This window comes from Streptomyces sp. NPDC047869, from assembly GCF_040704065.1.
Lineage (GTDB): Bacteria > Actinomycetota > Actinomycetes > Streptomycetales > Streptomycetaceae > Streptomyces.
Genome location: NZ_JBEYRK010000001.1, coordinates 370247 through 391272, shown reverse-complemented (window position 1 = coordinate 391272; position 21026 = coordinate 370247). Strand labels below are relative to the sequence as shown.

Below are 21026 nucleotides of genomic sequence, written 5' to 3'. Positions count from 1 at the left end.
CTGCCGGAACCGTCCGGCAGGGGCCCACTCGTTGTGTCAGGCGTCAGCCTCCGGCGCCGCCGAAGAAGTTGGTGCCTCCGTTGTTGCCGCCGTTGTTGCCGTTCTGGCCGCCGACGGTGACCAGGTCGACGCGCGAGCCACGCTGGACCGTGCTTCCCTGGCCCGGGTTCGCCGTGAAGACGATGGCGTTGTCGTCCTGGGACGGGGTGACGTTGCCGACCTGCAGGCCGTTCTGCTCCAGCAGCTTCCTGGCCTCCTTGAGCGTCAGGCTCTGGACGTTCGGGACCTGCACCTGCTGGTTCTGCACCTTGCCGACGTTGATGGCCACCGGGGTGTTCTTGGCGACCTCGCTGCCCGCCGTCGGGGTGGTCGACAGGACCTTGCCGTCGTCGTCGGGGTTGTCGGTGGGGGTGTCGTTGCAGGTGGCGTTCGGGGCCAGGCCCTTCGACTGCAGTTCGGCCTTGGCCTCGTCACAGGTCTTGCCGGTGACGTCCGGGACCGCGACCTTCTCCTCGGCCTTGGCGACCGTGAGGACGATGGTGGAGCCCTTCTGCCGGCTGGTGCCGCCGTCCGGGTCCTGCTTGGTGACCACGTCGGGCGTCTGGCTGGACACCTCGGTCTTCTTCTGGACCTCGAAGCCCTTCTTCCTCAGCTGGGCCTCGGCCTGGTCGTACTGGATGCCGAGCACGTCCGGGACGGTGACCTTGGGCGCGCCCGTGGACACCACCAGCGTGACGGTGTCGCCCTTCTTGACGTCCGAGCCCGGCGTCGGGTTCTGGTCGCAGACGTTGCCCTTCGGCTGGTTCTCGCAGGGCTTGCGGGTGGGGGACGCCAGCTTCAGGCCCCGGTTCTCGGCCATCTTCTGGGCCGTGCCGTAGCTGTTGCCGACGAAGTTCGGGGCGCCGAAGGTGTCGCCCTCGCCGTCATGCCCGTTGAAGATGTACTGCCCGATGAGGATCGCGCCCACCAGCACCAGGATGCCCGCGACCACGAGGAGGATCGTCGAGGAGTTGTTCTTCTTCTGCTGGCGGCGGCGGTCCGGGCGCTCGTCGTAGCCGTAGCCTCCGTCGTCGGGGTTCATCGGCGGGAGCATGGTGGTCGCTCCCGCGCCCGCGTCCGAGCGCAGCGCCGTCGTCGGCTGGTCGTCGGGGTAGCCGCCGTAGCCCGCCGCGCCCACGGCGCCCATCGCGGCCGTGGCGGCGACCGGCTGGCCGTCGAGGCACGCCTCGATGTCGGCGCGCATCTCGTCGGCGGACTGGTAGCGGTAGTTCGGGTCCTTGACCAGTGCCTTCAGGACGATGGCGTCCATCTCGGGCGTGATCTCGGGGTCGAAGACGGAGGGGGCCTGCGGTTCCTCGCGGACGTGCTGGTAGGCCACGGCCACGGGGGAGTCGCCGACGAAGGGCGGCCGGACCGTGAGCAGCTCGTAGAGGAGGCAGCCGGTCGAGTAGAGGTCCGAGCGGGCATCGACCTGCTCGCCCTTGGCCTGCTCCGGGGAGAGGTACTGGGCCGTGCCGATGACCGCCGCGGTCTGGGTCATGGTCATGCCGGAGTCGCCCATGGCCCGGGCGATGCCGAAGTCCATCACCTTGACCTGGCCGTTGCGGGTCAGCATGACGTTGGCCGGCTTGATGTCGCGGTGGACGATGCCGGCCCGGTGCGAGTACTCCAGGGCCTGGAGGATGCCGATGGTCATCTCCAGCGTGCGCTCCGGCAGCAGCTTGCGGCCGGAGTGCAGGAGCTCGCGGAGCGTGGAGCCGTCGACGTACTCCATGACGATGTACGGGATCGAGACCCCGTCGATGTAGTCCTCGCCCGTGTCGTAGACCGCGACGATCGCGGGATGGTTGAGCGAGGCGGCCGACTGGGCCTCCCGGCGGAACCGGGCCTGGAAGGACGGGTCGCGCGCGAGGTCCGCGCGCAGCGTCTTCACCGCCACGGTGCGGCCGAGGCGGGTGTCATGCGCGAGGTAGACCTCCGCCATGCCACCACGACCGAGCACCTGGCCCAGTTCGTACCGGCCGCCGAGGCGACGCGGCTCTTCCATAGCTACCTACCAGCCCTCTCCGTCGGTCCCGGCCGCGCACGTGTCGTGTGCGGCCGGAGGCTGCCGTCCGGGCCTACCGTACCCGGCTCGCTCCGTGTGCCCTGGCCAAGCCCGGAACCCGATACAGGACCGGTATCGCAACGTGCAACGATGTGAAGGGGACGTGAGCGGGTTCACTTCTTGGAGTTGATGACCGCCTCCATGACGCTCTTCGCGATGGGGGCGGCCAGGCCGCCGCCGGAGATGTCGTCACGGTTGGCGTTCTCGTCCTCGACCACCACGGCCACGGCGACCGGCGAGCTGTTGTCGCTGAGCTTGGCGTATGAGATGAACCACGCGTAGGGGTTGGCGCTGTTCGCGACGCCGTGCTGGGCGGTACCGGTCTTGCCGCCGACGGTCACTCCGCCGCCGATCTGTGCCTTCTGGCCCGTACCGCTCTTGACGACCGTCTCCATCATCGACTGCAGGATCTGCGCGTTCTGCGGAGACAGCGGCCGGCTCAGCTCCTCGGGGTCGGTCTTGGCGACCGGGTCGAGGTTGGAGGACTGCAGCTCGTCGACCATGTACGGCTTCATCAGCTTGCCGTCGTTGGCGACCGCGGAGGCGACCATGGCCATCTGCAGCGGGGTGGCGGCGGTGTTGTACTGGCCGATGGAGGACAGCGCGGTCTGCGACGGGTTCATGTCGTCGGAGAACACCGAGGCGCTGGAGCGGACCGGGGTGAACTGCTCGGCGTCGAAGCCGAACTTCTTCGCCTCGTCCAGCATCTTGTCGTTGCCGAGGTCGGCGCCGATCTTGCCGAAGACGGTGTTGCAGGACACCCGCAGCGCCTCGCGCATGTTGGCGTCCTTGCAGGGGATGTTGCCCTCGTTCTTCAGCTCGGTGGTCGTGCCCTTCATGATGTAGGGCAGCGGTGAGTCGGTCTTCTCGTCGGCAGACTTGTACAGCCCGTTCTCCAGCGCGGCCGCCGCGGTGACCACCTTGAAGGTGGAGCCCGGCGGGTAGGTCTCGCGCAGTGCCCGGTTGAGCGCCGGGTCGGCCGGGTTGTTCTTCTTGAGGATCTTGTTCCAGGCCTTGGAGTCCTTGTCCGTGTTGCCCGCGAAGCTCGAGGGGTCGTAGGACGGGTAGGACGCGAGGGCGAGGATCTTCCCGGTGGAGGGCTCGAGGGCCACCACGGCGCCCTTGCCGCCCTGGGCGCTCAGGCCGTTGTACGCGGCCTTCTGCGCGGCGGCGTTGAGCGTGGTGACGACGTTGCCGCCCTGCTGGTCCTTGCCGGTGATCATGTCGAGGGTCTTGCGGAAGAAGAGCCGGTCGTCGTTGCCGGTGAGGATGCCGTCCTCGATGTTCTCCAGCTGGTTGGCGCCGAAGGCCTGTGAGGAGTAGCCGGTGACCGGGGCCCACATGGCCCCGTTCTTGTAGGTGCGCTTGTACTTGAAGTCGCCGCTCTTGGCCTCGACCGACCCGGTTATGGGGTCGCCGTCGACGACGATGTCGCCCCGCGGGTTGGCGTACCGCTCGATGGCGACCCGGCGGTTGGCCGTGTCGGTGCGCAGCTGGTCGGCCTTGACGTACTGGAGCCAGTTGTCGCGGATCAGCAGGGCCAGCACGAGCAGGCCGCAGAAGATCGCGATCCGGCGCAGGGGTTTGTTCATGACGGGCGGACCACCTGGGTCATCTCGGCGTCGGGGTTGGCGGCGGGGGCGGGTGCCGGGCGGCGGGCGGTGTCGCTGATCCGGATGAGGATGCCGATCAGGGCCCAGTTGGCGATCACGGAGGAGCCGCCGTAGGCGAGGAACGGCATCGTCATGCCGGTCAGCGGGATGAGGCCCATCACACCGCCGGCCACGACGAACACCTGGAGCGCGAAGGCGCCGGACAGGCCGATGGCGAGCAGCTTGCCGAACGGGTCGCGGGCGGCGAGGGCGGTGCGCACGCCGCGTTCCACGATCAGGCCGTAGACCAGGAGGATGGCCATGACGCCGGCCAGGCCCAGCTCCTCGCCGAAGGTGGCGAGGACGAAGTCGGAGTTGGCGGCGAAGCGGATCAGCTCGGAGTGACCCTGACCCCAGCCGGTGCCGAGGGTGCCGCCGGAGCCGAACGCCCACAGGGCTTGCTGGAGCTGCTCGGAGTGGACCTTGCCGTCGTGGACGCCCGAGCGGCTGGCCAGGTACTCGTGCATGGGGTTGAGCCATGCCTGCACACGGGTCTGGATGTGCGGTTCGAAGCTGGCCACGCCGACGGCGCCGAGGGCGGACATCAGCAGACCGAAGACGATCCAGCTGGTCCGCTCGGTGGCGACGTACAGCATGATCACGAACATGCCGAAGAACAGCAGTGAGGTACCGAGGTCGGTCTCGAAGACGAGGATGAGGATCGAGATCGCCCAGACGACGAGGATCGGGCCGAGGTCGCGGCCGCGGGGCAGGTACAGCCCCATGACGCGGCGGCTGGCCAGGGCCAGCGCGTCGCGCTTGACCATCAGGTAGCCGGCGAAGAACACGGCCAGCACGATCTTGGCGAACTCGCCGGGCTGGATGGTGAAGCTGCCGACCTTGATCCAGATCTTGGCGCCGTAGGTGAGGTCCGCGCCCAGGCCCGGTACGAGCGGGAGCAGCAGCAGTACCAGCGCCGCCGCCATGGAGATGTAGGTGTAGCGCTGGAGTGTGCGGTGGTCCTTGAGGAAGATCAGGACGGCGACGAACAGTCCGATGCCCAGCGCGGTGTAGATGAGCTGGTTGGTCGCCTTGCCGCCGGCGACGCCGATGCTCTGCAGCAGCTTGGACTGGTCCAGCCGCCAGATGACGACGAGGCCGAGCCCGTTCAGCAGGGTCGCCAGCGGCAGCAGCAGCGGGTCGGCGTAGGCGGCGAACTTGCGCACCACGACGTGGGCGATGCCGGCGAGCAGGCCGAGGCCCAGGCCGTAGCCGAGCAGGCCGGCCGGGACCGAACCGTCGATGGCGAGGCCCACGTTGGCATAGGCGAACACCGGGATGATCACTGCGAAGACCAGCAGGGCCAGTTCCGTGTTGCGGCGGCTCGGTGCGCCGATGGCGCCGATCGTGGACGTGTGGTGCGTCGGTGTGTTCGAAGTACTGCTCATCGTGTGACAGGGCCTCTCACGGCGTGCTTACTGCTTGCCGCACTGATCGACGACCTTCTGCTCATTCTCGGAGAGGCTCGGGCCGGGGCTGGGCTTGGCGGTCGGGGACTTCGAGGGGGACGACGGGGACTTCGACGACGCCGACGGATTCGGCGTGGGTGATGCCTTCGACGTGAAGGAGGCCGGGTTGGTTCCCGTGGTGCCTCCGGCCTCGCCCTCGCCGGTCTTGGCGTTCTTCTCGGTCTCGGCGGCCGCGCGCTCCGCCTGCTTGCGGCAAGCGGAGGCCTGCACGGACAGGGCGTCGATCTTCGCCCGGGCCTGGTCCAGGCCGCCTGCCGTGATCGTGTTCTTGACCTGCTTCTGCTGGTAGGGCGGCAGGTACTTGAGTTCGATGTCGGGGTGGTCCTTCTCCACCTTGGACAGCGACACCCAGGCCAGGTCCTGGCTGATGCCGCGGTACAGGGCGACGTGCTCGCCGTTGGTGCCGACGTAGTACTGGGTCTGCGTCCAGCGGTAGCCGCCGTACGCGCCGCCGCCGATGACGGCGAGGGCGAGGACGCTGTAGAACGACCTCTTCAGCCACCTGCGGTTCTTGCGCGGCTTGGTGAAGTCCTCGTCGGTGTAGTCCCCGTAGCCGTCGGTGGGGACGTAGCCGGTGGTGTCGCCGGAGCCGGGCGGGCCGAACTCGCCGCCGCCCCCGGGGTGGCCCTGGCGGCCCAGGTGGGAGGCGCGGCCGGCCGGGGTCTGCATGATGCCGTTGTCGTGCAGGTGGTGCTGGTTCTCGGCGACGGCGCCGACCACGACCGGGGTGTCGGACAGCTGTCCGGCGAGGGTGTCGCCGGTGTCCAGGTCGAGTACGTCGGCGATGATGACGGTGATGTTGTCCGGGCCGCCGCCGCGCAGTGCGAGCTGGATCAGCTCCTGCACGGTCTCCTGCGGGCCCTGGTAGCTGGCGAGGGTCTCCTCCATCGTCTGGTGGGAGACGACGCCGGACAGGCCGTCGGAGCAGATCAGGTAGCGGTCGCCGGCCCGGACCTCGCGGATGGACAGGTCGGGCTCGACGTGGTCGCCGCTGCCGAGGGCGCGCATCAGCAGGGAGCGCTGCGGGTGGGTGGTGGCCTCTTCCTCGGTGATGCGGCCTTCGTCGACGAGCCGCTGCACCCAGGTGTGGTCCTGGGTGATCTGGGTCAGCACGCCGTCGCGCAGCAGGTACGCGCGCGAGTCGCCGACGTGCACCAGGCCGAGTCGCTGTCCGGTCCACAGCAGGGCGGTGAGCGTGGTGCCCATGCCCTCGAGCTGCGGGTCCTCCTCGACCATGGCGCGCAGCTGGTCGTTGGCGCGCTGCACGGCGTGGCCGAGAGAGGTGAGGATGTCGGAGCCGGGTACGTCGTCGTCGAGCGTGACCAGGGTGGAGATGACCTCGGAGGAGGCGACCTCGCCGGCCGCCTGGCCGCCCATGCCGTCGGCGATCGCGAGCAGGCGGGGACCGGCGTAACCGGAGTCCTCGTTGCCCTCCCGGATCATGCCCTTGTGCGATCCGGCGGCGAAGCGCAGTGACAGACTCATGCGCACCTCGCCCGTCGGCTCCGGGTACAGCCGGTCGTGTCGAGCCACACTGCCCACCCTCCGGTCGGGAGCGCGCCGGAGACCGGGGTGCGGCCTGCCGCTGCGTGCTCGCTCCGCTCGCGCTCACTCATGACGTACTACTTCCGCAGCTCGATGACGGTTTTGCCGATGCGGATCGGCGCGCCCAGCGGGATCGGCGTGGGGGTCGTCAGCCGGGACCGGTCCAGGTAGGTGCCGTTGGTGGAGCCGAGGTCCTCGACGATCCACTGGCCGTCGCGGTCCGGGTAGATCCTGGCATGGCGGCTGGAGGCGTAGTCGTCGTCCAGCACGATCGTCGAGTCGTGCGCCCGGCCCAGCGTGATGGTCTGGCCCTGCAGCGCGACGGTGGTGCCGGTGAGGGTGCCCTCGGACACGACCAGCTTGGTGGGGGCGTTGCGGCCGCGTCGGCCGCCGCCCTGCTGGCCGCGCTGCGGCGGGGGCGCGGACTGCCGGGCGGCCTGCTGCGGCCGTGCCGCCTCCCTGCGCGCTCCGCGCTGGGTGACGCGTGTACCGAACAGGTCACTCCGGATGACCTGCACGGCCACGATCACGAACAGCCACAGTACGGCCAGGAAACCCAGCCGCATGACCGTGAGGGTCAGCTCTGACATTGCCCCCGCTTCACCCTTCGGCTTGCCGGTAAATGATGGTGGTGCTGCCCACGACGATCCGCGAGCCGTCGCGGAGCGTAGCGCGGGTGGTGTGCTGCCCGTCCACCACGATGCCGTTGGTGGAGCCGAGATCCTGGATCGTCGAGGGCGTTCCGGTCCGGATCTCACAGTGCCGGCGCGAGACGCCGGGGTCGTCGATCCGCACGTCGGCCTCGGTGCTGCGGCCCAGCACCAGGGTCGGGCGGGAGATCTGGTGGCGGTTGCCGTTGATCTCGATCCAGTAGCGGGTGCGTCCGCCGCTCATGGGCGCGGCCGCGGGCCGCTGGGTGGCGGGCTGCGGGTATCCGTAGCCGCCGGGGCGGGTGCCGGGAGGCGGTGCGGACGGCATGGGGGGCGCTCCGGCGGGAGCGGCGGGCGGGTAGCCGTAGCCGCCGCCCTGAGCGGGGCCGGGGCGTCCGGCGGGCGGGGCGGGAGGCGCCTGCTGGCTGCTGGAGGAGGCCAGGGTGCGGCTGCGCACCCGGTACAGGCCGGTGTCCAGGTCGTCGGCCTTCTCCAGGTTGACCTTGATCGGGCCCATGAAGGTGTAGCGCTGCTGCTTGGCGTAGTCGCGGACCATGCCGGCCAGCTCGTCGCCGAGCTGCCCGGAGTAGGGGCTGAGGCGCTCGTGGTCCGGCGCGCTCAGCTCCACGATGAAGTCGTTGGGTACGACCGTGCGGTCGCGGTTCCAGATGGTGGCGTTGTTGTCGCACTCCCGCTGGAGCGCGCCGGCGATCTCCACGGGCTGGACCTCGGACTTGAAGACCTTGGCGAAGGTGCCGTTGACCAGACCTTCGAGACGCTGCTCGAACTTCTTCAGGACTCCCATGGGGCACCTCCTCCGTCGCTGCCGTTGTGCCTTGCCCTGCTCTGTGCCTGCTGTGGGCCGCTGTTCCGCCCGTACTGCTCACTGATCGTATCCACGCGTCCGGCAATGAGCCGGTTCCCCCAGCGGCTCCCCTTCGAACTCCTGCAGACAAGGATCGTAGAGGCGGGCAAGGACCAGTGTCCCGCACCTGGCTGTGGACCTGGCCCGCCTCCTGGACAGATGGCCGCGACCGGTACGAGGTTGATACGTGAACAGGCTCTCCCTGATACGTGGCCGCCGCCCGCGCTCTCTCCCTACCCGGCCGGGCGGCAGGTAAGGGATGTGAATCCACCCTGTACGGCGTGCTAATGTTCTCGATGTCGGAAGGGGCCGCACCGAAAGGGACGGGGCCGGAAGACACACCCAATGCGCGGGTGGCGGAATAGGCAGACGCGCTGGATTCAGGTTCCAGTGCCCGCAAGGGCGTGGGGGTTCAACTCCCCCCTCGCGCACACAGAGGCTACGGGCCCATCGTGAAAACGGTGGGCCCGTAGTCGTTTTGGTGTACCTCCTCTGTGAGGAAGCTCTCAAGGGTGCCGGCGGCGCGGGGGCGGGGTTTTCCACAGGGTTTCGGTTGCCCTCCGGTTGTCCACAGGGTCTGACGCGTTCCGGCCGACGGCTGTACGGTCTGCACGAGTTGATGTTCGAGCGTGCGGGCGGGGGAGGCGGTCCTGGTGACGGGATCCGGTGCGGAGACGGCGGAGCGGGCGGTGATGGCGCCCCGGTTGCCGCGGGTGCGTGGCTTCGCCCAGTGGCCGCCGCAGGGTTCGCCCAAGAAGCAGGGCAAGGCGCTGCGGTCCGCCGTCCCGCGCGACGCACACAGCGTCCTCGACCTGGACGCCGGCCGCCCGGACGCGGTCACCGCGGTGGTGGACTCCAACGCCGGCCGTATCGCCGAGCTGACGCCGATACGGGTGGGCAGGATGGCGGCCACCCCGTTCGCCTTCCTGCGCGGCTCCGCCGGGCTCATGGCGTACGACCTGGCCCGCACGCCGATGACCCGCATCGGCGCCCAGATCTGCGGTGACGCGCACGCGGCCAACTTCGGTCTGTACGGAGACGCCCGCGGCAGCCTGGTCATCGACCTCAACGACTTCGACGAGACCGTGCACGGCCCCTGGGAGTGGGACCTGAAGCGGCTCGCCGCCTCCCTGGTGCTGGCCGGACGGGAGGCGGGCGCCGGCGAGGACACCTGCCGGGAGGCCGCCCGGGACACGGTGGGCGCCTACCGGCGGACCATGCGGCTGCTGGCCGGGCTGTCCGTGCTGGACGCCTGGAACGCCATCGCGGACGAGGAACTGGTCTCCCACACCGACGCCCATGACCTGCTCGGCACGCTCGAGCGGGTCTCGGAGAAGGCGCGGGCCAACACCAGCGGCCGGTTCGCGGCGAGGTCGACGGAGGAGACGGAGGCCGGCGGGCGGCGCTTCGTCGACGCGCCGCCGGTGCTGCGCCGGGTCCCGGACGCCGAGGCCGCCGAGGTGGCCGCCGCCCTGGAGCCGTACGCGGCGACGCTCTCCGAGGACCGGCTGCCGCTGCTGGCCCGGCACGCGGTGCACGACGTGGCCTTCCGGGTGGTCGGCACGGGCAGCGTGGGCACGCGCTCGTACGTGGTCCTGCTGCTGGACCACCGCGGGGAGCCGCTGGTGCTCCAGGTGAAGGAGGCGCGTCCGTCGGCGCTCGTCCCGCATCTGGCCGCGGCCGGCTTCCAGGCGCCGGCGGTGGAGCACGAGGGGCGCCGGGTGGTCCTCGGCCAGAAGCGGATGCAGGTGGTCAGCGACATCCTGCTGGGCTGGACGACGGTCGCCGGGCGGCCCTTCCAGGTGCGTCAGTTCCGCAACCGCAAGGGCAGCGTCGACCCGGCCGTGCTCGCCGCCGACCAGATCGACGACTACGGCCGCATGACCGGCGCCCTGCTGGCCCGCGCCCACGCCCACAGCGCCGACCCGCGCCTGATCGCCGGCTACTGCGGCAAGAACGAGGAGCTGGACGAGGCGATAGCCGCCTTCGCGGTCGCCTACGCCGACCGCACGGAGGCGGACCACGGGGAACTGGTGGCGGGGGTGCGAGCGGGGCGGATCGCGGCCGAGACGGGCGTGTGACGGGGGTGGCGTGATGAAGTACGTCGAGCTGAGCGGGGACGAGGGGGAAGAGGCGGGGTTCATCGACCCCCGGCCCTATCTCGAGCGGCTGCCCGCCATCGCGGCCGACCTGCCGCCGGGTGCCCGCGCGTTCGCCACCGACCCCGGGCACTACGACTTCGGCGGCAGGCGCTGTGTGAAGGACCTTCGGCCGTCACGGGTGCGCCGCGGCGGGGGCGGGGACGTCGAGATCCGCTTCCGGCACAACTGCTTCAAGCACGACGAGGACCTCCTCGTCCGCTACACCGGGGTCTCCCGCTTCCAGTCCGACGTCCTGGGCAGCTGCGACCCCGCCTCCCTCGGTGAGGTGATCCTCGACGAGATCCTCCCGGGTCCGGCCGGCTGCACCCATGAGCTGGCCTGCCGGCCGGGCACGCTGGTGGTCGCCTGCCGGGACCTGGTGGCCGAGTGGATACCGGCCGACTGCCCCGACGCGGTGCCGCGCGCGTGAACCGGGCCGTCCGCGGCGCCGGGTTCCGGCCGTGGCCTACGCTGGTCGGATGACGACCCCGGAAGCTGAGCAGTCCCAGGCACCGCGGCCCGAGGAACGGCTGGAACAGGCCGTACGGGCAGCCGAGCAGGCGTTGATCGAGTACGAGATCGCCGTGGAGACGTTCCGCGTCGAGGTCGAGAACTTCTCCCGGCTGCACGAGCAGAAGCTCGGCCCGCTCTACATGCGTATTGAGCACCTGGACGCGGAGATCGCCGAGGCGAAGGCCGCCCGCACCGGTGACCCGGAGGACATCCGCCGGGCCGAGGAGGCCCGGGCGCATGTGCTGCCGATCCCCGGCGTCGAGGAGCTGCTGCACGGCTGGATGGACGGCAACGGCCTGTTCCCGGAGGCCACCGCCATGCTCACCGATCAGGCGGTACGCCCGCCCGAGCGGGTGCGGCCCAGCGAGGAGGCCCGCAAGCTCTACCGCGAGCTGGCCCGCAAGGCCCACCCCGACCTCGCCCAGGAGGAAGAGGAGCAGCAGCGGCGCGAGGAGTTCATCAGCCGCGTCAACGCCGCCTACGCCCGCGGCGACGAGGCGCTGCTCAGGGAGCTGGCCGAGGAATGGGCGGCGGGCCCGGTGCCGCCCGAGCGCCGGCCGAGCCCCGCGGACGAGCTGTACGCCCGCCTGGAGTGGCTCTCCCAGCGCAAGGAGCTGCTCACGCTGGTCGCCCGCGAGCTCGAGGATGGCGCCATCGCCGGCATGCTGCGACTGGCCCCGGACGACCCCGACGGCCTGCTCGACGAGATCGCCGGCCGGCTGCGCGCCGACATCGAGCAGCGGGAGACGGAACTGGCGGCCCTGCTGGCCCAGGGCTGACCGGGCGGTCCTTCCGGTAGCGTCGGGGGCATGAGTTTTGGAGCTGGGGTGCCCACCGTCGGGGTCACGGATCTCAAGGACGACGACTTCCTGCTGGACGTTCGCGAGGACGAGGAGTGGCAGGCCGGTCACGCCGATGGCGCGCTGCACATCCCCATGAGCGAGTTCGTGGCCCGCTACGGCGAGCTGACCGAGGCCGCCCCGCAGGACGGCCGGGTGCATGTGATCTGCCGGTCCGGAGGGCGTTCGGCGCAGGTCACGATGTATCTGATCCAGCAGGGCGTCGACGCGGTGAACGTCGACGGCGGCATGCAGGTCTGGCAGGCCGCGGGCCGTCCCGTGGTCACCGACGCCGGGGAACCGGGCGCCGTCGTCTGACCCGCGGCGGCTGATCCGCGGCGGCCCGGCCCCGGCCGGCCGGACCCGGGGCCGGTGTTCCGGGCGGCCGGATCCCGTGACCCGGCCTTACGGACGGCCGGGCGGGTGGGCCGGCGGCGGCTGACCGGGCTTTCCCGTGCGCCGGGCGGGAACTCAGCGGTCGAAGTCCAGCTCCACCTTCTCCGTCACCGGATGCGACTGGCAGGCCAGTACGTAGCCGGCTTCGGTCTCCTCCGCCTCCAGGGCGAAGTTGCGGTCCATGCGCACCTCGCCCGCGACCAGGAAGGCCCGGCAGGTTCCGCACACGCCGCCCTTGCAGGCGTAGGGCGCGTCGGGCCGGTTGCGCAGCACGGTCTCCAGCAGTGACTCGCCGTCCTGCACCGGCCAGGTGCCGCCGCGCCCGTCGAGCCGGGCGGTGACGGTGCTGTGCGCGGGCGCCGGGGTAGCGGCCGAAGGGGCCGATCCCGCGTCCACGTGGAAGATCTCCTGGTGGATCCGGGCCCGGTCCACGCCCAGCTCGCGCAGCGCCCGCTCCGCGCCGTCGACCAGGCCGTAGGGCCCGCACAGGAACCAGCCCGCCACCTGCTCCACCGGCAGCAGCGCGGGCAGCAGTCCCGTCAGCCGTTCCCGGTCGAGCCGGCCGGACGGCAGACCCGCCTGCTGCTCCTCCCGGGAGAGCGCGGTGACCAGCTGCAGCCGCTGCGGGTAGCGGTCCTTCAGGTCGGCGACCTCTTCGAGGAACATCGTCGAGGCGGCCGTGCGGTCCCCGCGTATCAGGCAGAACCGGGCCTGAGGTTCACGCGCCAGCAGCGTGGAGACGATCGACAGCACGGGGGTGATGCCGCTGCCGCCGACGACCGCGGCGTACAGACCCGGTGCCGGGTCCAGCGTGAAGCGGCCGGCGGGGGTCATCACCTCCAGCTCGTCGCCGACGTTGATCTCCTTCAGCGCGTACGTGGAGAAGGCACCGCCCTCGACGAGGCGCACCCCCACCCGCAGTGTGCTCGGGCCCGCGCCGGCCGGGTCGGGGGCCGCGGAGCAGATCGAGTACGTCCGCCGGATCTCGGTGCCGTCCGTGCGCCGCCGCAGGGCGAGGTGCTGGCCGGGCGCGTGCCGGTACTCCTCGCGCAGCTCCGGTGGGACGGTGAGAGTGAGCGCGACGGAGTCGTCGGTGAGCCGGTCGACCGCGGCCACCGGGAGCGGGTGGAAGCGCGCCATCACAACTCCTTGAAGTGGTCGAACGGTTCGCGGCAGGACAGGCAGCGGCGCAGCGCCTTGCACGCGGTGGAGGAGAACCGGCTGAGCAGTTCGGTGTCGGCCGCCCCGCAGTGCGGGCAGCGGACGGGTTCGCCGTCCTCCTCGGTCCTCGTCGGGCCGAGGGTCAGCGTCACCGGACCGGGGTCGCGGCGCGCGCGTGGGGGAGCGATACCGAACTCCTCCAGCTTGCGGCGGCCTTCGGCGGTGATGTCGTCGGTCGTCCAGGCGGGGCTGAGCACGGTGCGGACGGAGACGTCGCGCATGCCGTGGGCGCGCAGTACCCGCTCGATGTCCAGGCTCATCGCCTCGATGGCGGGGCAGCCGGTGTAGGTCGGGGTGAGGTCGACCTCGACCGTGTCGGTGCCGTGGACGTGCACCGCGCGCACGACGCCGAGGTCCTGGAGGGTGAGCACGGGCAGCTCGGGGTCGGGCACCGAACCGGCCAGTTCCAGCAGTTCCGCCTCCAGCGCGGTGGCCGTCACCATGACGCCCCCGGGTGGCTGCGGTGCAGGTGCTGCATCTCGGCGAGCATCCGTCCGAACTGCTCGGTGTGCAGGCCCTGCCGGCCGGCGCCCGCCGACCAGGCGCCGGTGCGGGGCCCCTCGGGCACGGTCAGGGTGGCCCGGCCCAGTACGTCCGTCACGGAACGGAGCCAGTTCTCCTCCAGGGCCGCCCAGTCGGCGTCCAGGCCCTCGACCGGCTGGAACATCTCGCCGGTGAACCGCCACAACGCCTCACACGCGCGCCGCATCCGTTCGTGGCTGTTCTCGGTGCCGTCGCCGAGCCGCAGGGTCCACTGCTCGGCGTGGTCGCGGTGGTAGGCGACCTCCTTGACGGCCTTCGCGGCCAGCGGTGCGAACGGACCGCCGGTGGCGGCGAGTTCGCTGTAGAGAAGCTGCTGGTAGGTGGAGAAGTACAGCTGGCGGGCGATGGTGTGGGCGAAGTCGCCGTTCGGCTGCTCGACGAGCTGGAGGTTGCTGAACGCCCGCTCCTCGCGCAGATAGGCGAGTTCGTCCTCGTCACCGACCATCGACAGCAGCACGCGGGCCTGGCCGAGCAGGTCGAGGGCGATGTTGGCGAGGGCGACCTCCTCCTCCAGGACGGGGGCGTGTCCGGCCCACTCCCCCAGGCGGTGGGAGAGCACCAGGGCGTCGTCGCCGAGGGCGAGCGCGGCGGTCGCGGGGACGGTGGCGGTCACAGGTGCTTCACCCCTTCCGGGATCTCGTAGAAGGTCGGGTGCCGGTAGGGCTTGTCGGCGGCCGGCTCGAAGAACGGGTCCTTCTCGTCGGGTGAGGACGCCGTGATCGCGGCGGCGGGCACGACCCAGATCGAGACGCCCTCGCCGCGCCGGGTGTACAGGTCGCGGGCGTTGCGCAGGGCCAGCTCGGCGTCGGGAGCGTGCAGGCTGCCGGCGTGGGTGTGGGAGAGGCCGCGGCGGGAGCGCACGAAGACCTCCCACAAGGGCCAGTCGGTGTTGGTCATCCTCGTGTGTCTCCCGTTCCGCCGGTGCTGCCGGTGTGCTTGGCCGCGTACGCGGCGGCCGCCTCGCGCACCCATACGCCCTCTTCGTGTGCGCGCCTGCGCTGGGTGATGCGCTGTTCGTTGCAGGGGCCGTTGCCCTTGAGGACGTCCCAGAACTCGGTCCAGTCGATGGCCCCGAAGTCGTGGTGTCCCCGCTCCTCGTTCCAGCGCAGGTCCGGGTCGGGGAGGGTGAGGCCGAGGGATTCGGCCTGGGGTACGCAGATGTCGACGAAGCGCTGGCGCAGTTCGTCGTTGGAGTGGCGCTTGATCTTCCACTCCATGGACTGGGCCGAGTGCTGGGAGGCGTCGTCGGGCGGGCCGAACATCATCAGGGAGGGCCACCACCAGCGGTCCACCGCGTCCTGCGCCATGGCGTGCTGCTCGGGAGTGCCGTTGCTGAGGGCCAGCAGCAGTTCGTAGCCCTGCCGCTGGTGGAAGGACTCCTCCTTGCAGACGCGCACCATCGCGCGGGCGTAGGGCCCGTAGGAGCAGCGGCACAGGGGGACCTGGTTGGTGATGGCGGCGCCGTCCACCAGCCAGCCGATGGTGCCGACGTCGGCCCAGGTCAGGGTGGGGTAGTTGAAGATCGAGGAGTACTTCTGGCGGCCGCTGTGCAGCTTGTCGAGCAGTTCGTCCCGGCTGGTGCCGAGGGTCTCGGCCGCGCTGTAGAGGTACAGGCCGTGGCCGGCCTCGTCCTGGACCTTGGCCATCAGGATCGCCTTGCGGCGCAGCGAGGGCGCGCGGGTGATCCAGTTGGCCTCCGGCTGCATGCCGATGATCTCGGAGTGCGCGTGCTGGGCGATCTGCCGGACGAGCGTCGCGCGGTAGGCGTCGGGCATCCAGTCACGGGGCTCGATGCGTTCGTCGGCGGCCACGGCCGCGTCGAAGGCGTGCTGGTACTCCGCCGGTGCTCCGGCGGTGTCCGGTGCTCCGGCGGCGTCTGTGCGTGCCGTGCGGTGCGCGGCTGCTGTGGCCATGCGGTCCCCCTGACCTCGGGCTCTGCTGCGGACACTGTCCCGACCGATCGTTCGGTCCGTGCGCATTAATGGTGTGCCGGGCCGGTGCCGCTGTCAACCGCTGTGGAAAACCCGCGCGATCGCCCTGTGGACACCGTGCCGGACGGGTACTGGGTGGCACTTCCGGGCGGGGCCCGCGAAGGGTCCGGGCCCGGGCTCCCACGGACTTCTCGGTGGCCAGCGGCTGGTCGTACCGCCTTGTCCGACACCCCGCCCGGGCGGCGGCGTGGTGATGGCCACGGCCTCCGGTGGTTCCCCGGGGCTGCGCCCGGTGGGCGCGGCTGAGTACCGTTCCGTGCGGGCGCCGAGCCGTGGCGCCCGTGAACCATGCGGCGCCTGTGGCGGGCGGCCGTACGACTCGGCGGAAATCGGGGATCGGGGCGGAATGGACGCGTACGACGAGGACTCGCACAACCGGCGGGGGCCGGACGGGTCGAAGGGGGCGCGTCTCCCGGAGAGCGGCCCGGACGGGCACGAGCCGCCGGGCACCGACGGGGAGGGAAGCGGTCCGTCGGTCATGGACGCGGTCTCGGACGAGTCGCCGGCCGACGACATGAGGGGGAGCCCGGCCGGTGGCGCGGAGGGGACTGAGCCGTCTGCCGAGAGCGGGGACGCGAACGAGCCCTCGGCCATGGGTACGCACGGGGACGAGCAGCCAGCCGGGGACACGGGCCCCGCCGCCGGCGGAGCCGAGGCGGCGGTGGCCCCGCCCGCGCCGCCCCGCACCGGTGTCGCCGCCCTCTCCCCCCGCTACCAGGTCGGAGCCGCGGTGGCGCTCGCGGCCGTCGCCGTCGCCGCCTGTGTGCACCTGGGGATGGTGTTCCTGAGCCTCGCGCCGGCGAACACGGTGACCAAGCAGCACGGCAAGGCGATCGAGGAGTGGGTGTACCCCGAGTTCGAGCAGAACTGGAAGCTGTTCGCCCCGAACCCCTTGCAGCAGAACATAGCCGTGCAGGTCCGCGCCGAGGTGCGGACGAAGGACGGTGATCTGCGCACCACCGGCTGGAGCGACCTCTCCGCCCGCGACGGTGCCGCGATCGACGGCAACCTGCTGCCGAGCCACACCCAGCAGAACGAACTGCGCCGGGCCTGGGACTTCCTCGCCGCCACGCACGGCACCGACAACCGGCCGGTGGGCCTGCGCGGCGCACTTTCCGAGACGTACATGCGCCGGATCGTGACGATGCGCCTGCACCGGGAGGACGCGATCGGCCGGCAGGGAGTCGTCCAGCGCGTGCAGGTCCGCTCCCGGACCACCAATGTGCAGCCGCCCGTGTGGAGCCGGGAACGGTTCTCCAGCAAGCCCGTCTACCGCGTACTTCCCTGGTGGACGGTGACCGACGACGAGGCCGCGGGAGGTGTGGCGTGAACGGTCTGTCCCTGACGCTCTCGCGGGGCATCGCCCGCGTCACCGAGTCCGCGCTCGGCCGGTACCAGAGCGCCGTGATCCGAATCGGTTTCTCCGGTACCTGGCTGCTGTTCCTGCTGCGCGAGTTCCCCCACCGCAGGGAGATGTACGGTCCCGACGGCCCCTGGGGCTGGGACCTCGGCCGGCAGCTCACGGATGAGAACCACGCCTTCACGGCCCTGATGTGGTCCGGCCAAGGAGCTTGGTTCGAGATCTTCTACGTGCTGGCGATCCTCGCCACGGCGGCACTGCTGCTCGGCTGGCGCACCCGGACCGCCTCCGTGCTGTTCATGGTGGGTGTGCTGTCGCTGCAGAACCGCAGCGTCTTCATGGGCGACGGCGGCGACAACGTCCTGCACCTGATGGCCTTCTATCTGGTCTTCACCCGCTGCGGTCAGGTGTGGTCGCTCGACGCCCGGCGGGCGGACCGTGAGGCCGCGGCACGCGCGCGTGGGGAGCGGGTCCGCCCCGACCGGCTGGGGCCGGTGCTGTGGGCGGTGCTGGGCCTGGTGCTCGCCGGTGTGACGCTGTCGGGCCGGCTGTTCGACAACGGCTGGCTGGTGCCCTCGCTGCTGTGGACGGTGTGGGCCGTGCTCGGCCTGTGGGCGGTGGTCCGGCGCCGGGCGAGGTCCGAGGAGCCGCGGATCCTGCTGGACGTGATCGCCAACGTCCTGCACAACGGCGCCCTGTTCGTGATCATGGCGGAGGCCTGCCTGATCTACGCCACGGCCGGCTGGTACAAGATCCAGGGCTCGCGCTGGCAGGACGGCACCGCCGTCTACTACCCGCTCCACCTGGACTACTTCTCGCCCTGGCCGGCGCTTGCCGACCTGATGTCCTCCAGCGGCACGATCATGATGGTCGTCACCTACGGCACGGTCATGGTGCAGGTCGCCTTCCCGTTCACGCTGTTCAACCGGCGGGTGAAGAACGTCCTGCTGGTGCTGATGATGCTTGAGCACGCGGTGATCGCGGTCGTCCTCGGGCTGCCGTTCTTCTCTCTGGCCATGATCACGGCGGACGCCGTCTTCCTGCCGACGTCCGTCCTGCTGCTGCTCGGCGGCTGGGCGGCACGCGCGCGTGAGCGGCTGGTGCGGCGCGGCCGGGACGAGGGCCCCGTGCTGCCGGGGCCGCGTGCCTCCGAGGAGGCCGTCCCGGACTCGGCCGAGGAGCGTACGCCGGGCCACGTAGGGTTCAGCGCATGACCGATCCCCTGGCCCGCTGGCGTGCGAGCGCCGGAACCGCCGTGCTGCTGGACGGCTTCCACGCCCTCAAGCACGCGCTGCGCTTCGGCGCTCAGGTCCCGGTGGCGGTCACGACCGACCGCGGGGCGGCGCTCGCCCTCGCCGAGGAGCTGGCCGGGGACGTCAGGGACAGCCTGGACGAGCTGCTGACCGAGGTGCCCGCGGCGACGTACGCCTCGCTCGTGCCGCGGCCCCATCCGACCGGGGTGGCGGCGCTGGCCGTGCGGCCGACCCGGGAGGCCAATCTGCGCTCGCTCGCCCGTACGCCCCGCCCGGCGCCCGTCGTGGTCCTCGACAACCCGCGCAACCTGGGCAACGCCGGCGCCGTGATCCGGCTGGCCGCCGGTTTCGGGGCGACCGGTGTGGTCACCACGGGCACCCTCGACCCCTGGCACCCCACCGTGGTGCGCGGCGGTGCGGGACTGCACTTCGCGACGGCCGTGGAGCGGCTCGGTGTCGACGAGCTGCCCGAGGGACCGCTGTTCGCCCTCGATCCGGAGGGCGAGGACATCCGGGGTGTCACGCTGCCCGACGATGCCGTGCTGGCCTTCGGTTCGGAGCGCAGCGGCCTTTCACCCGAGGTGCGCGGGCGGGCCGACCGGCTGCTGGCGCTGCCGATGCGCCCCCAGGTCTCCAGCTACAACCTGGCCACCAGTGTGGCCATGACGCTGTACCACTGGAGTGCCACCGGGGGCGCGGCGACGGCGCCCCCGGCGGTCTCGGCTTCCTAGGCGTCGCGGCGGACCTCCACCACCCGGAAGCGGTTGGCCACGAACGCGCCGTCGGTGAGTGCCGCGTTCGCCGCCGGGTTGCCGCCCGAGCCGTGGAAGTCGGAGAAGGCGGCCGTCTGGTTCACGTACACCCCGCCGGTCAGGTTGAGCGACAGCTGGGCGGCCTCCTCGAGGCAGACCTCCTCGACGGCCCGCTCGGCCTCCGGGTCGGTGGTGTACGCGCCGACCGTCATCGCGCCCTTCTCGCGGACCGTGCGGCGCAGGAGCTCCACCGCGTCGGCCACCGAGTCGACCGCGACGGCGAAGGAGACGGGGCCGAAGCACTCGCTCATGTAGGCGGCCTCGTCGTCCGGCTTGGCGCCGTCGAGCTTGACGATCACCGGCGTGCGGACCACCGCGCCCGGGAAGTCCGGGTTGGTGATCTCCCGCGAGGCCAGGGCGACCTCGCCGAGGCCGGCGGCCGCCTCCAGGCGGGCCTTGACGTCCGGGTTGACGATCGCGCCCAGCAGGGCGTTCGCGCGCGCGTCGTCGCCGAGCAGTCCGTCGACGGCGCGGGCGAGGTCGGCGGTCACCTCGTCGAACGTCTTGTGGCCCTCGTCGGTGCGGATGCCGTCGCGCGGGATGAGCAGGTTCTGCGGGGTGGTGCACATCTGGCCGCTGTACAGGGACAGCGAGAAGGCCAGGTTGGACAGCATCCCCTTGTAGTTGTCGGTCGACTCCACGACGACCGTGTTGACGCCGGCCTTCTCCGTGTAGACCTGCGCCTGGCGGGCGTTGGCCTCCAGCCAGTCACCGAAGGACGTCGACCCGGTGTAGTCGATGATGCGGATCTCGGGGCGGGTGGCGAGGGTCTTGGCGATGCCCTCGCCGGGGCGCTCGGCGGCCAGTGCCACGAGGTTCGGGTCGAAACCGGCCTCGGTGAGCACCTCGCGCGCGACCCGCACGGTCAGCGCGAGCGGCAGGACCGCGTGCGGGTGGGGCTTGACCAGGACCGCGTTGCCGGTGGCCAGCGAGGCGAACAGGCCCGGGTAGCCGTTCCAGGTCGGGAAGGTGTTGCAGCCGATGACCAGACCGATGCCGCGCGGGACCGGCGTGAACCGCTTGGTCAGCGCCAGCGGGTCGCGCTTGCCCTGCGGCTTGGTCCACTCGGCGGTGTCGGGGGTGCGGACCTGCTCCACGTACGCGTACGCCACCGCTTCCAGGCCGCGGTCCTGGGCGTGCGGGCCGCCCGCCTGGAGCGCCATCATGAAGGCCTGCCCGCTGGTGTGCATGACCGCGTGCGCGAACTCGTGCGTCCGGTCGCTGATCCGCTTGAGGATCTCCAGGCAGACCACCGCGCGTGTCTCCGCGCCCGCGTCCCGCCAGGCACGCTGTCCGGCCTTCATCGCGGGCAGCAGTACGTCGAGGTCCGCGTGCGGGTAGGTCACGCCGAGCTCGATGCCGTAGGGGGAGACCTCGCCGCCCACCCAGTCGTCGGTGCCGGGCTGGCCGAGGTCGAGGCGGGTGCCGAGGACGGCGTCGAAGGCGGCCTTGCCGGCCGCCGCGTCCAAGCTGCCCTGCTCCCCGTACGCCTTGGGGTGCTCGGGGTGCGGGGACCAGTACGCGCGCGTGCGGATCGCTTCCAGGGCCTGGTCGAGCGTGGGCCGGTGCCTGGCGATCAGGTCGTGCGCGGTCAGTTCGGCGGCCATGCGGGACCAACTCCTCGTCTCAGGAACTCTTCCTCGAGTTCATGACCTGGGCGGAAACAGAG

General features: G+C 71.2%; 19 protein-coding genes and 1 tRNA gene. 8 read left to right on the top strand and 12 right to left on the bottom strand.

Annotated features, from left to right (window positions below):
* Positions 1-43 precede the first annotated feature (43 nt).
* The 6 genes from pknB to AB0924_RS01770 form a co-directional block, all read right to left on the bottom strand.
* Positions 44-2047, bottom strand: a complete 2004-nt coding sequence (pknB, locus tag AB0924_RS01795) for a Stk1 family PASTA domain-containing Ser/Thr kinase (RefSeq protein ID WP_358929597.1) — start codon at positions 2045-2047, stop codon at positions 44-46.
* 173 nt (positions 2048-2220) lie between these two features.
* Positions 2221-3699, bottom strand: coding sequence for a penicillin-binding transpeptidase domain-containing protein (locus tag AB0924_RS01790; protein WP_358929595.1), 1479 nt, complete (start codon positions 3697-3699; stop codon positions 2221-2223).
* Complete coding sequence (locus AB0924_RS01785; protein ID WP_358929593.1) at positions 3696-5147, bottom strand: FtsW/RodA/SpoVE family cell cycle protein; 1452 nt, start codon at positions 5145-5147, stop codon at positions 3696-3698. Before AB0924_RS01785 ends, AB0924_RS01790 begins: the two co-directional genes overlap by 4 nt.
* Before the next feature lie 27 nt (positions 5148-5174).
* Positions 5175-6761, bottom strand: coding sequence for a Stp1/IreP family PP2C-type Ser/Thr phosphatase (locus AB0924_RS01780; RefSeq protein WP_358929591.1), 1587 nt, complete (start codon positions 6759-6761; stop codon positions 5175-5177).
* Between the two features lie 89 nt (positions 6762-6850).
* A complete protein-coding gene (locus tag AB0924_RS01775) occupies positions 6851-7363 on the bottom strand; it encodes an FHA domain-containing protein (protein ID WP_358929589.1) in 513 nt (170 codons plus the stop codon).
* Positions 7364-7373: 10 nt separating this feature from the next.
* The gene (locus AB0924_RS01770; protein ID WP_358929587.1) at positions 7374-8228 is read right to left on the bottom strand and encodes a DUF3662 and FHA domain-containing protein; all 855 of its coding nucleotides are present in this window, start codon (positions 8226-8228) and stop codon (positions 7374-7376) included.
* A 407-nt stretch (positions 8229-8635) separates the two neighbouring features.
* Here AB0924_RS01770 and AB0924_RS01765 point away from each other — a divergent pair.
* The 5 genes from AB0924_RS01765 (at position 8636) to AB0924_RS01745 (ending at position 12099) form a co-directional block, all read left to right on the top strand.
* A tRNA-Leu gene (locus AB0924_RS01765) sits at positions 8636-8719 on the top strand.
* A 261-nt stretch (positions 8720-8980) separates the two neighbouring features.
* Entirely contained in the window at positions 8981-10369 is a 1389-nt protein-coding gene (locus AB0924_RS01760) for a DUF2252 domain-containing protein (RefSeq protein WP_366910484.1), read from the top strand.
* A 13-nt stretch (positions 10370-10382) separates the two neighbouring features.
* Positions 10383-10859 carry a hypothetical protein gene (locus AB0924_RS01755; protein WP_358929583.1) on the top strand — a complete coding sequence of 159 codons (477 nt, stop codon included), beginning with the start codon at positions 10383-10385 and terminating at the stop codon, positions 10857-10859.
* A 49-nt stretch (positions 10860-10908) separates the two neighbouring features.
* Positions 10909-11721, top strand: a complete 813-nt coding sequence (locus tag AB0924_RS01750) for a hypothetical protein (protein WP_358929581.1) — start codon at positions 10909-10911, stop codon at positions 11719-11721.
* Between the two features lie 48 nt (positions 11722-11769).
* On the top strand, positions 11770-12099 hold the full coding sequence (locus AB0924_RS01745; protein WP_358929842.1) for a rhodanese-like domain-containing protein: 330 nt from the start codon (positions 11770-11772) through the stop codon (positions 12097-12099).
* 153 nt (positions 12100-12252) lie between these two features.
* On the opposite strand, the gene AB0924_RS01740 is transcribed toward AB0924_RS01745, so the two are convergent.
* Genes AB0924_RS01740 through paaA form a run of 5 tightly spaced genes read right to left on the bottom strand, consistent with a single transcriptional unit; the run spans position 12253 to position 15854 of the window.
* Positions 12253-13317 (bottom strand): 2Fe-2S iron-sulfur cluster-binding protein, encoded by a 1065-nt coding sequence (locus tag AB0924_RS01740; protein ID WP_358929579.1) that lies wholly within the window; start codon positions 13315-13317, stop codon positions 12253-12255.
* Positions 13317-13841: a 1,2-phenylacetyl-CoA epoxidase subunit PaaD gene (gene paaD / locus AB0924_RS01735; RefSeq protein ID WP_358929577.1), complete on the bottom strand. Its 525-nt coding sequence runs from the start codon at positions 13839-13841 to the stop codon at positions 13317-13319. Before paaD ends, AB0924_RS01740 begins: the two co-directional genes overlap by 1 nt.
* Positions 13835-14554, bottom strand: a complete 720-nt coding sequence (gene paaC / locus AB0924_RS01730) for a 1,2-phenylacetyl-CoA epoxidase subunit PaaC (protein ID WP_358929574.1) — start codon at positions 14552-14554, stop codon at positions 13835-13837. The genes paaD and paaC overlap by 7 nt, the downstream gene beginning before the upstream one ends.
* A complete protein-coding gene (gene paaB, locus AB0924_RS01725) occupies positions 14551-14838 on the bottom strand; it encodes a 1,2-phenylacetyl-CoA epoxidase subunit PaaB (RefSeq protein WP_094218582.1) in 288 nt (95 codons plus the stop codon). Before paaB ends, paaC begins: the two co-directional genes overlap by 4 nt.
* Positions 14835-15854: a 1,2-phenylacetyl-CoA epoxidase subunit PaaA gene (gene paaA, locus AB0924_RS01720; RefSeq protein WP_358929571.1), complete on the bottom strand. Its 1020-nt coding sequence runs from the start codon at positions 15852-15854 to the stop codon at positions 14835-14837. Before paaA ends, paaB begins: the two co-directional genes overlap by 4 nt.
* Before the next feature lie 424 nt (positions 15855-16278).
* On the opposite strand from paaA, the gene AB0924_RS01715 reads away from it, so the two are divergent.
* From AB0924_RS01715 to AB0924_RS01705, 3 genes are read left to right on the top strand one after another with little or no spacing between them, the layout of a single operon-like run.
* Positions 16279-17262 (top strand): DUF5819 family protein, encoded by a 984-nt coding sequence (locus AB0924_RS01715; protein ID WP_366910426.1) that lies wholly within the window; start codon positions 16279-16281, stop codon positions 17260-17262.
* A complete protein-coding gene (locus AB0924_RS01710) occupies positions 17259-18506 on the top strand; it encodes an HTTM domain-containing protein (protein WP_366910425.1) in 1248 nt (415 codons plus the stop codon). Before AB0924_RS01715 ends, AB0924_RS01710 begins: the two co-directional genes overlap by 4 nt.
* Positions 18503-19276 (top strand): TrmH family RNA methyltransferase, encoded by a 774-nt coding sequence (locus AB0924_RS01705; protein WP_366910424.1) that lies wholly within the window; start codon positions 18503-18505, stop codon positions 19274-19276. The genes AB0924_RS01710 and AB0924_RS01705 overlap by 4 nt, the downstream gene beginning before the upstream one ends.
* Here AB0924_RS01705 and paaN read toward each other — a convergent pair.
* Positions 19273-20964 (bottom strand): phenylacetic acid degradation protein PaaN, encoded by a 1692-nt coding sequence (gene paaN, locus AB0924_RS01700; protein ID WP_358929563.1) that lies wholly within the window; start codon positions 20962-20964, stop codon positions 19273-19275. The two genes, AB0924_RS01705 and paaN, sit on opposite strands and share 4 nt — an antisense overlap.
* Between the last annotated feature and the right edge of the window lie 62 nt (positions 20965-21026).

Coding starts and splice junctions, on each gene's coding strand:
- AB0924_RS01750 (WP_358929581.1), top strand. CDS start 10,909: ATGACGACCCCGGAAGCTGAGCAGTCCCAGGCACCGCGGCCCGAGGAA.
- AB0924_RS01790 (WP_358929595.1), bottom strand. CDS start 3,699: ATGAACAAACCCCTGCGCCGGATCGCGATCTTCTGCGGCCTGCTCGTG.
- AB0924_RS01770 (WP_358929587.1), bottom strand. CDS start 8,228: ATGGGAGTCCTGAAGAAGTTCGAGCAGCGTCTCGAAGGTCTGGTCAAC.
- paaB (WP_094218582.1), bottom strand. CDS start 14,838: ATGACCAACACCGACTGGCCCTTGTGGGAGGTCTTCGTGCGCTCCCGC.
- AB0924_RS01760 (WP_366910484.1), top strand. CDS start 8,981: ATGGCGCCCCGGTTGCCGCGGGTGCGTGGCTTCGCCCAGTGGCCGCCG.
- AB0924_RS01775 (WP_358929589.1), bottom strand. CDS start 7,363: ATGTCAGAGCTGACCCTCACGGTCATGCGGCTGGGTTTCCTGGCCGTA.
- paaA (WP_358929571.1), bottom strand. CDS start 15,854: ATGGCCACAGCAGCCGCGCACCGCACGGCACGCACAGACGCCGCCGGA.
- AB0924_RS01705 (WP_366910424.1), top strand. CDS start 18,503: ATGACCGATCCCCTGGCCCGCTGGCGTGCGAGCGCCGGAACCGCCGTG.
- AB0924_RS01715 (WP_366910426.1), top strand. CDS start 16,279: ATGGACGCGTACGACGAGGACTCGCACAACCGGCGGGGGCCGGACGGG.
- AB0924_RS01755 (WP_358929583.1), top strand. CDS start 10,383: ATGAAGTACGTCGAGCTGAGCGGGGACGAGGGGGAAGAGGCGGGGTTC.
- paaD (WP_358929577.1), bottom strand. CDS start 13,841: ATGGTGACGGCCACCGCGCTGGAGGCGGAACTGCTGGAACTGGCCGGT.
- pknB (WP_358929597.1), bottom strand. CDS start 2,047: ATGGAAGAGCCGCGTCGCCTCGGCGGCCGGTACGAACTGGGCCAGGTG.
- paaN (WP_358929563.1), bottom strand. CDS start 20,964: ATGGCCGCCGAACTGACCGCGCACGACCTGATCGCCAGGCACCGGCCC.
- AB0924_RS01740 (WP_358929579.1), bottom strand. CDS start 13,317: ATGGCGCGCTTCCACCCGCTCCCGGTGGCCGCGGTCGACCGGCTCACC.
- AB0924_RS01785 (WP_358929593.1), bottom strand. CDS start 5,147: ATGAGCAGTACTTCGAACACACCGACGCACCACACGTCCACGATCGGC.